At 64.5% G+C, this 6,178-nt stretch carries 7 protein-coding genes; 1 reads left to right on the plus strand and 6 read right to left on the minus strand.

Annotation, left to right across the window (positions count from 1 at the left end; all coding sequences use genetic code 11):
• Position 1: 1 nt before the first annotated feature.
• The 5 genes from ispG to ndk form a co-directional block, all read right to left on the minus strand.
• Positions 2-1,279, minus strand: a complete 1,278-nt coding sequence (ispG, locus tag NX780_RS23265; RefSeq protein ID WP_258830269.1) for a flavodoxin-dependent (E)-4-hydroxy-3-methylbut-2-enyl-diphosphate synthase — start codon at positions 1,277-1,279, stop codon at positions 2-4.
• A gap of 15 nt (positions 1,280-1,294) precedes the next feature.
• Complete coding sequence (locus NX780_RS23270; RefSeq protein WP_258830270.1) at positions 1,295-2,299, minus strand: RodZ domain-containing protein; 1,005 nt, start codon at positions 2,297-2,299, stop codon at positions 1,295-1,297.
• A gap of 10 nt (positions 2,300-2,309) precedes the next feature.
• Positions 2,310-3,110, minus strand: coding sequence for a type IV pilus biogenesis/stability protein PilW (gene pilW, locus NX780_RS23275; protein ID WP_258830271.1), 801 nt, complete (start codon positions 3,108-3,110; stop codon positions 2,310-2,312).
• Positions 3,110-4,279, minus strand: a complete 1,170-nt coding sequence (rlmN, locus tag NX780_RS23280; RefSeq protein ID WP_258830272.1) for a dual-specificity RNA methyltransferase RlmN — start codon at positions 4,277-4,279, stop codon at positions 3,110-3,112. Before rlmN ends, pilW begins: the two co-directional genes overlap by 1 nt.
• A 128-nt stretch (positions 4,280-4,407) precedes the next feature.
• The gene (ndk, locus tag NX780_RS23285; protein WP_224942622.1) at positions 4,408-4,833 is read right to left on the minus strand and encodes a nucleoside-diphosphate kinase; all 426 of its coding nucleotides are present in this window, start codon (positions 4,831-4,833) and stop codon (positions 4,408-4,410) included.
• A 232-nt stretch (positions 4,834-5,065) separates the two neighbouring features.
• Between ndk and NX780_RS23290 the strand changes: the two genes are divergently transcribed.
• The gene (locus NX780_RS23290; RefSeq protein WP_258830273.1) at positions 5,066-5,764 is read left to right on the plus strand and encodes a Bax inhibitor-1/YccA family protein; all 699 of its coding nucleotides are present in this window, start codon (positions 5,066-5,068) and stop codon (positions 5,762-5,764) included.
• Positions 5,765-6,001: 237 nt separating this feature from the next.
• Here the strand turns inward: NX780_RS23290 and NX780_RS25355 are convergent, their stop codons facing one another.
• A complete protein-coding gene (locus NX780_RS25355) occupies positions 6,002-6,166 on the minus strand; it encodes an IS3 family transposase (RefSeq protein WP_370663639.1) in 165 nt (54 codons plus the stop codon).
• Positions 6,167-6,178: the final 12 nt, after the last annotated feature.

Here is a 6,178-nt window from a genome sequence, read left to right on the forward strand (position 1 = left end):
TCTATTCTGTCACCGCCTCGCGGCTGTAGTTCTTCTGTACGTAGTTCAGCACGATGGTCTTGAACTCCTCCACAATGCGCTCGCCGCGCAGGGTGGCGAATTTCTGGCCGTCGACGAAGACCGGCGCCGCCGGCGATTCGCCCGTGCCCGGCAGGCTGATGCCGATGTTCGCGTGCTTCGATTCGCCCGGGCCGTTGACGATGCAGCCCATGACGGCCACGTTCATCGCCTCCACGCCCGGATAGGTCTTTTTCCACTCCGGCATCTGCTCGCGCAGGAAGGTCTGGATATTGTCCGCCAGTTCCTGGAACACGGTCGAGGTCGTGCGGCCGCAGCCCGGGCAGGCGATCACCATCGGCGTGAACTTGCGCAGGCCCATGGTCTGCAGGATCTCCTGGCCGACCACGACTTCCTTCGAGCGGTCGCCGCCCGGCTCGGGGGTCAGCGAGATGCGGATGGTGTCGCCGATGCCTTCCTGCAGCAGCACCGACAGCGCCGCGGTCGAGGCGACGATGCCCTTGCTGCCCATGCCGGCCTCGGTCAGGCCCAGGTGCAGCGGGTAGTCGCAGCGGCGGGCCAGTTCGCGGTAGACCGCGATCAGGTCCTGCACGCCCGAGACCTTGCAGGAGAGGATGATCCTGTCGCGCGCCAGGCCCACTTCTTCGGCGCGCACGGCATTCTCGATCGCCGAGGTGATCAAGGCCTCGTACATCACGGCCTGGGCGCTCCACGGGTTCGCACGCGATGCGTTCTCGTCCATGATGCGGGCCAGCAGGGATTGATCCAGCGAACCCCAATTGACGCCGATGCGCACCGGCTTGTCGTATTTCGCCGCGATCTCGATCATCTGGGCGAACTGGGTGTCGCGCTTGGCGCCCTGCCCCACATTGCCCGGATTGATGCGGTATTTCGAGAGCGCCTGGGCGCATTCCGGATAGTCGCGCAGCAGCAGGTGGCCGTTGTAATGGAAGTCGCCCACCAGCGGCACGTCGATCTCCATGCGGTCGAGTTGCTCGCGGATGGCCGGCACGGCGGCGGCCGCTTCCGGGGTGTTCACGGTGATGCGGACGATTTCCGAACCGGCGCGCGCCAGTTCCTTGACCTGGATCGCGGTGCCGATCACGTCGGCCGTGTCCGTATTCGTCATCGACTGGACGACGACCGGCGCATCGCCGCCGACCCAGACCTTGCGCTGGCCGTGCGAGACCAGCACTTTCCGGCTGGCGCGGCGCGCCAGCGGGCCGGACGGTATGGGCTCTCCGATGCAGGATTGGTTCATGTTCGGTTCCATTGCTTACTTCAGGGAGACTTGCGCGAACTTCTTGCCCGGCGCTTCCTGCAGGCCGACAGCGGCGCCACGCAGGGTTGCCGTCACGCCGCCCGGATTCCCGACGGTCAGGGTGACCGGGCCGGCGAGGTCGATGGTCTCGGTGGAACCGGCCTTGACCTCGCGCCACAGCAGCGCCTTGCCGCCGCCGACCGGACGCACGCCGATCCAGGAGTCCTCGCGCACGTTCAGCACCAGCGTATTGCCGCCGGCGCCTGCGGGCGCTGCGGCGGCCGCTGCGGCCGGCACAGCTGCAGCTGCCGGCGCGGCGGACGGCGTCGCGGCGGGCGTGGTGACCGGGGCGGTTGCGGGCGCGGCGCCCGGCGGGGTCGCAGGCGCGACCGTCGTCGTGCCGGGTGCAGCCGGGGCAGTACCTTCGCTTGCCGGCGCCGGCACCGAGATCAGCGGAACGGACGGGCTCTGCAGCGTGTCAGGCGGCGTCGGCGCGGCGCCGTTCGGCGTCACCACCGGCGCTTCGAGCACGGTGCCGTCGGTCGCGCCTTGCGACGCAGGTTGCTGGCTGCCCGGGATCAGGCCGAAGTGCCACAGCGCGGCGCCGGCGGCGACCACGACCACCACGCCGGCGATCAGGCCGACCGGCACCTTGGTGCGCTTGCCGCCCACCGGGAAACGGCTTTCCGAGAACGAGGTCGGACGCTGTTCGCGGCGCACATTGCTGGCGCCCGCCTGCGCTTCGGCCGGCATGTTCATCTCGATCATGGCCACCAGTGGGGCGGCGTCGATCTTCAGGAGCTTGGCGTAGGCGCGCACGAAGCCGCGCGTCACGGCCGGGCTCGGCAGCGACGCGTAGTCGCCCGCTTCCAGCGCCACCACCTGGCGCGGCGCCAGCTTCAGCTGGTCCGCCACCTGCTCCACGCTCCAGCCCATCGCTTCGCGCTGGGATTGCAGGGTCTTGCCGGGGATGCCCGTGTCCTTGCCCGGGGTTGCCGGCTGGTCTGCATGCTCGTTCATGTTCCTCGTCTCACTCGTCAAAAGCGCCGCGCTCGAAAGCCGCATACTCGGGCGAACCGGGGAAGCGGCGCCGCAGCTGGGCTGCCAGGCTTGCTTCATGGGTCCGCTCACCCAGCTTGCGCTGCACGCGCAGCGCCAGCCACAGCGTGTCGGCCGACAGCGTGTCGAGTTTCGCTGTCTCGATCAGGCGGTTGATGAAAAAACCGGCGCGCGGGTAGGCGCGCCGCTCGAAATAGATCCGCGCCAGGCCGGCGTTGGTCGCCTGCAGGTCGGGGTTGTAGCGCAAGGCCTCGAGCAGGTAGCGCTCGGCGGCATCGAAATTCCGGTTGCGGATGCTGCACACGCCGGCGTTCACCAGCGCGCTCACCGGGGTCTGGTAGCTGCGGTTGCCCAGCGCGCGTTCGAACCAGGGCATGGCTTGGGTCGGCTTGTTCAGCGACTGGCACAGGAAGGTGCCGTAGTTGTTCGCCAGGTCCGGGTTGTTCGGCTGCAGGCGCAGGGCGTGCTGGTAATTGTCGTCGGCCAGCGGCAGCTGGCCCATCGCGGTATAGATCAGGGCGCGCAGGCCGTAGGCCTCGGCGTCGTCGGGATCGATGGCGATCGCCTGCTTGACCTCGTCGAGCGCCGTCTCGTACTGGGCATTCTGGTAGTAGCCGACCGCCAGCTGCAGGCGGATCGCGGCGCGCTTCTCGATCGCGGTCTGGTCGGACGCGGTCCTCAGCTCGCCACTGCCGCTCCCGCCATTGCTAGCGCATCCGCCCAGCAATGCCAAGGCGGTGATGAATGCCGCACAGCCGGCGAGGCGGCCCATCAGGAAGGGATCTCCACGATGCGCCCGAAGTCGGCGCCAAACTTCTTCTGGTATTCGGCCATCTTCTCCATGCGCTCGGCCACGCGGGTACGGTCCTTGACCTCCCCCGCCAGCTGGCCGCAGGCGGCGTCGATGTCGTCGCCGCGCGTCTTGCGCACGGTGGTCACGATGCCGGCGTTCATGAGGACTTCGGCGAAGGCCTTGATGCGCGGGTTCTTCGAGCGGGTCAGGCCCGATTCCGGGAAGGGATTGAACGGGATCAGGTTGAACTTGCAGTTCACGCCGACCACCGGGTCGTTCACCAGCGCGATCAGTTCGCGTGCGTGCTCGTCGGAATCGTTGAAGCCGTCGAGCATGCAGTATTCGAAGGTGATGAAGTCGCGCGGGGCGAATTCGAGGTAGCGCTTGCAGGCGGCCAGCAGCTCGCGCAGCGGGTATTTCTTGTTCAGCGGGACGAGGATGTCGCGCAGGGCGTCGTTCGACGCGTGCAGCGACACGGCCAGGGCCACGGGCACGTCCTGGGACAGCTTGTCGATGTTCGGGACCACGCCCGAGGTCGACAGGGTCACGCGGCGGCGCGACAGGCCGTAGGCGTTGTCGTCCAGCATCAGTTTGAGGGCGGTGACGGTCGGCTCGTAGTTCAGCAGCGGCTCGCCCATGCCCATCATGACCACGTTGGTGATCTGGCGCTCGCCTTTCGGGCCGGGCTCGATGCCCTTGGTACGGCGCAGCTCGAACTCGGCCATCCACAGCTGGCCGATGATTTCGGCCACGGTGAGGTTGCGGTTGAAGCCCTGCTTGCCGGTCGAGCAGAAGCGGCAGTTGACGGCGCAGCCGGCCTGGGTCGAGATGCACAGGGTGCCGCGGTTCTCTTCCGGGATGAACACGGTTTCCACGGCATTGCCGTTGCCGACGTCGACCAGCCACTTGCGGGTGCCGTCGCTCGAGGTATGGTCGCTGATGATGCCCGGCGCACGGATCTCGGCGCGGGTCTTGAGTTTTTCGCGCAGCGACTTGGCGAGATCCGTCATGTCGTCGAAGTTGCTCGCTCCGAACTGGTGGATCCAGCGCTGCAGTTGCTTGGCACGGAACGGCTTCTCACCCAGCTCGGCGCAGTAGGCGATGAGTTGCGCCGGATCGAAGTCCAGCAGGTTGGTGAGCGTCGTCATGGTGAAATCCTTTTGTTTCCGAAGCCGGCCGCGCCAGTCTTGAGACTGTGGGCGAGCGGCTTACTCATTTAAATTAGTCCGGGGGAAATCAACCGGGGCGCGCCCCGGACTGCGCTCCCCCTTACTAATTAACGCGAGTAGACGTTCAGTGCCGGGAAGAAGTAAGCGATTTCCACGGCAGCGGTTTCGGCAGCGTCCGAACCGTGCACGGCGTTGGCGTCGATCGAATCGGCGAAGTCGGCGCGGATGGTGCCGGCGTCAGCTTTCTTCGGATCGGTTGCGCCCATCAGGTCGCGGTTCTTCAGGATGGCGCCTTCGCCTTCGAGCACCTGGATCATGACCGGACCCGAGATCATGAAGTTGACCAGGTCCTTGAAGAACGGACGCGCAGCGTGCACGGCGTAGAAGCCTTCGGCTTCGGCTTGCGACAGCTGGGTCATGCGGGCAGCAACGATCTTCAGGCCAGCGCCTTCGAAGCGGCTATAGATTTGGCCGATCACGTTTTTTGCAACTGCGTCCGGTTTGATGATCGACAGGGTGCGTTCGATTGCCATGTAAAAACTCCAATAAAAAGAAAGGTTTGGATCAAGAACTTAAGTAGAATTTTGGAACTCAATCAACCTTTAATTTTACCATATATCCCTCATATAGCCGATATTGCGGTACTGGCAAGGAAAGTGCTAGAGTTGCGGCGAGAATTCGTCCTGAATCAGGCCTGATTTAAGCGGCGACTAAGTTTGCGGCCCTATTTTTGACAGTGACGCTCATCCACTAACCGGAGGCACCATGTTCCCTAATTCACAACCACGCAGTACCATCGACCTGACCAAGGCTGGCCGGGGCCAGGTCGCACGCAACAACGTCCTGCGCAACACCTACTGGCTGCTGGCGCTGTCGATGATCCCGACCGTGCTGGGCGCCTATATCGGTGTGACCATGCAACTGCCGGTACTGTCCGGCGCCCTTGGCTTCGTCCTCTTCCTCGCCATCGCATTCGGCTTCATGTTCGCGATCGAGAAGACCAAGAACTCGGGCCTCGGCGTGGCCTTCCTGCTCGGCTTTACCTTCTTCATGGGTCTGATGCTGACCCCGCTGCTGCGCCACACCCTCGGCTACAGCAATGGCGGCACCCTGATCATGACCGCCTTCGGCGGCACGGCCTGCGTGTTCGCGGTCATGGCCAGCATCGCTACCACGACCAAGCGCGATTTCTCGGGCATGGGTAGCTGGCTGATGGCTGGTGTGGTTGTGATCATCCTGGCCGCCGTCGCCAACATCTTCCTGCAGATGTCGGCGCTGTCGATCGTGATCTCGATCCTGGCAATCGGCATCTTCTCGGCCTTCATCCTGTTCGACGTGCAGCGCATCGTCAACGGCGGCGAAACCAACTACATCAGCGCCACGCTGGCGATCTACCTGGACGTGTACAACATCTTCACCAGCCTGCTGCGCCTGCTGGGCATCGCGGGCGGCAGCGACGACTAAGCGAACCCTGCTGCAAAAAAAAGCCGACCCGCGAGGTCGGCTTTTTTACGCCCCCAATCCCGGTGTCAGGTCTGACATTTGGACACAAGCTCTACCGTACTTGCGGCTGTGCGGCTGAGGCCGTGTCCGAATGTCAGACCTGACACCCAGGGTTGCAAGCTCTACCGTACTTGCGGCTGTGCGGCTGAGGCCGTGTCCGAATGTCAGACCTGAGGTGGTCCGGATATTCTGGACAAGTTATTTAGGCACAGGGAATGCGGCCTCGACGGCGGCAGGCGTTTGATAGCCCAGGGTTTGATGTAGCCGCTGCTTATTGTAGTACGTCTCGATATAGTCACGAACCACAGCCTTGCCTTCGTCCCTCGATGCAAACAAGCGCTCGTGCATCGCCTCGTTCTTCAAGTTCGAGAAGAA

The organism is Massilia agri (genome assembly GCF_024753255.1).
GTDB classification, from domain to species: domain Bacteria; phylum Pseudomonadota; class Gammaproteobacteria; order Burkholderiales; family Burkholderiaceae_D; genus Telluria; species Telluria agri.